Origin of the sequence: Calidithermus chliarophilus DSM 9957, from assembly GCF_000430045.1 — a bacterium.
Taxonomy (GTDB): Bacteria; Deinococcota; Deinococci; order Deinococcales; family Thermaceae; genus Calidithermus; species Calidithermus chliarophilus.
Genome location: NZ_KE387026.1, coordinates 1 through 2,669, shown reverse-complemented (window position 1 = coordinate 2,669; position 2,669 = coordinate 1). Strand labels below are relative to the sequence as shown.

The following is a 2,669-nucleotide window of genomic DNA, read 5'->3' as shown; positions in this document are numbered from 1 at the left end:
GCAGCCCCGGATGCCCGCCACGACGCGCTCGTCGGCGGCGTTGTAGACCAGCGCGTCCTCCGGGGTGAGGTTGCGCAGCAGGTTGAGCTTGGCGGCGTGGTAGGCCTCGAGGCTGCCGTGGCGGTCGAGGTGGTCCACGCCCAGGTTGAGCAGCACCGCCACCCGCGGCCGGAAGCGCACGACGCGCTCGAGCTGGAAGCTCGAAAGCTCGGCCACCGCCACCTCGGCCCCGTCCACCACGTCGAGCAGGGGCGGGTCCAGGTTGCCCCCGGCCACGGCCTTGAAGCCCAGCGCTTTCAGGAAGTGCTCGGTGGCGACGGTGGCGGTGCCCTTCCCGGCGGTGCCGGTAATGCCGATGAGCGGGGTGGGGGAGAGCCGGTAGGCCAGCTCGGCCTCGCCGATGACCTCGGCCCCCTCGGCGCGCAGGCGCTCGAGCGCCGGGTGGTCGATGGGCACGCCGGGCGCGGCGATCACCTCGCGGTAGCCGGAGAGCTCGCGGGCGGCGGCGAAGCCCCAGGCCTCGGCCTGCGCCACCTCCTCGGTCTTGGGACGGTCGTCGTGGAAGTCGGCGGGGAGGCCCTTGCGCCGCAGGTAGGCCAGCACCCCCAGGCCGCTGCGCCCCAGGCCAAAGACCAGGCGTTCGCTCATGCCGGGCCTCCCCACAGGGCGTGGGCGAGCGCGGTGGTGATGGCGGTGACGACCACGAAGCGGAAGACCACCTTGCTCTCCTCCCACCCCGAGAGCTCGAAGTGGTGGTGCAGCGGGCTCATCTTGAAGATGCGCCGCCCGGTGCGGCGGAAGTAGGTCACCTGGATCATCACCGACAGCACCTCGAGCACCGGGATCAGCGCGGCCAGGGGCAGCCACCACAGCTTGCCCTCGAGGATGAACAGCCCCGCCACCAGCGCCCCCAGCCCCATGCTGCCGGTGTCGCCCATGAACAGGCGGGCCTTGGGGGCGTTGTGCCACAAGAAGCCCAGCAAGGCCCCCAGCAGGCTCTGCGCCAGCACCAGGCCCTGGAAGGGCAGCAGCAGCACGGCGGTCACGCCGGCCAAAAGCCCGTCCACCCCGTCGGTGAAGTTGAAGGCGTTGGACGCGCCGATCATCACCAGCACGAAGAGCGCGACGTCGAGCACGGGGTAGGGCGTGTAGGAGACCTGCCCGCTGGCCCACACGGCGAAGACCAGCCCCATCACCACCTGCACGGCCAGCTTCTCGCGGGCCTTGAGCGGGCGGCGCATCATCCCGGCGAGGTCGTCGGCCAGGCCCAGCAGGGCGTAGCCCAGCCCCAGGAGCCACAGCCCCGCGTACTCATCGCCCCCTTGCAGCCCGTAGACGACCGCGGCGGCGAGCAGGAAGCTCACCCCGCCCATGCTGGGGGTCCCGGTCTTGGCCAGGTGGCTCTGCGGACCCTCGGCCCGCACCTGTTTGCCCAGGCGCAAGGAGCGCATCAGGGCGATCCACAAGCCGCCTAAGAACCACGAGAGCACGGCAGCGGCAACCAGCGTCATAAGCCTCCCAACGAAAGGTTGAAGCGCACCAGGCGGCCGTCCTGCAGCAGCGACAGGGTCTCGCCGTCGGTGGCGATGGCGCTATAGTCCCCGGGCTGGAACGCGACCTGCAGCCCGCTGGCCGAGATGCGGTAGAGCCCCTTGGCGCCCAGCATGTAGAGGTCCTCGACCACCACGGCGGCGAGGGGCTCTTCGGGCAGGTTGATGCTGCGCCGGTCGGGGTAGATGAAGGCCGAGGCGGCGGTGAGGGCCATCACCCGGCGCTCGTCGCCCGCCACCCGCTTGTAAGGCCCCTCGGCGAGGGTGCTCGAGCCCGCGTAAAAAGCCTTGCCGTCGACCCAGTAGAGCTGGTCCTTGACCGCCAGCGCGTCCAGGGCCCACTCCCGCAGCCGCAGCAGCCCGCGGCCCGGGGTGTACACGCCCTCGTCCAGGCCCACCACCACGCCCGGCCAGCCCTTGAGGAAGCGCGGGGTGGAGCTCAGGGGCAGGCTGTTCTCGAGCTGCCCCTGGTTGTACACCAGCAGTTGGAAGGGGAAGCCCGCGTAGAGCCGGCCGCCGCTGGTGGCCGCCGCCACCGGCACGCCCGGCAGGTCGAACTCCAGCGCCGGCAGCCGCACGGTGCGGCCCTGGATGAGCCCGTTGTTCAGCAGCAGGGTCTGGCCGGAGGGCGCCGGGCTCGAGCCCGCCTGGGGCACGCAGCCCAGCAGGCTCAGCAGCAGGGCGAGCAGCAGCGGCCTCACCGCGCCTCCTTCGGCCAGATGTCGAGCAGCTTGTCGAGCCCCACCGACCGCGAGGCCTTGAGGTAGACCAAATCGCCCTCCTGCACGTCGGACAGGAGCTCGGCCACGTCCTCGACGCTGTAGGCCACCTCGCCGCCCACCGCCTCGGCCTGCGCATGCGCGTGGGCGCCGAGGAAGATGCGCAACGGGCTCACCTCGGCGGCCTGGCGGGCGGCCTCGAGGTGGTACTCCCGGCTGCGCTCGCCCAGTTCCTTCATCTCGCCCAGCACCAGCCACTTGCGCCCGGGCTGGCCCTTGAGGTACTCCAGCCCGGCCTGCACCGAGACCGGGTTGGCGTTGTAGGCGTCGTTGAGCACGGTGACCCCGGCCCGCACCAGCCGCTCCATGCGTCCGCCGGGGAGCTGCAGGCGGGCCAGCC

At 71.7% G+C, this 2,669-nt stretch carries 4 protein-coding genes; all 4 read right to left on the bottom strand.

Going from position 1 to position 2,669, the window contains the following annotated elements; genetic code table 11:
• Positions 1–648, bottom strand: a 648-nt coding sequence (locus tag MEICH_RS30260; protein WP_036219586.1) for a Mur ligase family protein, incomplete at its 3' end; no start/stop codon positions are given.
• Positions 645–1,511 (bottom strand): phospho-N-acetylmuramoyl-pentapeptide-transferase, encoded by an 867-nt coding sequence (locus MEICH_RS0116255; protein WP_027893464.1) that lies wholly within the window; start codon positions 1,509–1,511, stop codon positions 645–647. The genes MEICH_RS30260 and MEICH_RS0116255, both read right to left, overlap by 4 nt.
• Complete coding sequence (locus tag MEICH_RS27330) at positions 1,508–2,251, bottom strand: nucleoside phosphorylase-I family protein (protein ID WP_051304288.1); 744 nt, start codon at positions 2,249–2,251, stop codon at positions 1,508–1,510. The genes MEICH_RS0116255 and MEICH_RS27330 overlap by 4 nt, the downstream gene beginning before the upstream one ends.
• A partial coding sequence (locus tag MEICH_RS25630) for a glutamate ligase domain-containing protein (RefSeq protein ID WP_036219585.1) occupies positions 2,248–2,669 on the bottom strand: 422 nt, incomplete at its 5' end. The genes MEICH_RS27330 and MEICH_RS25630, both read right to left, overlap by 4 nt.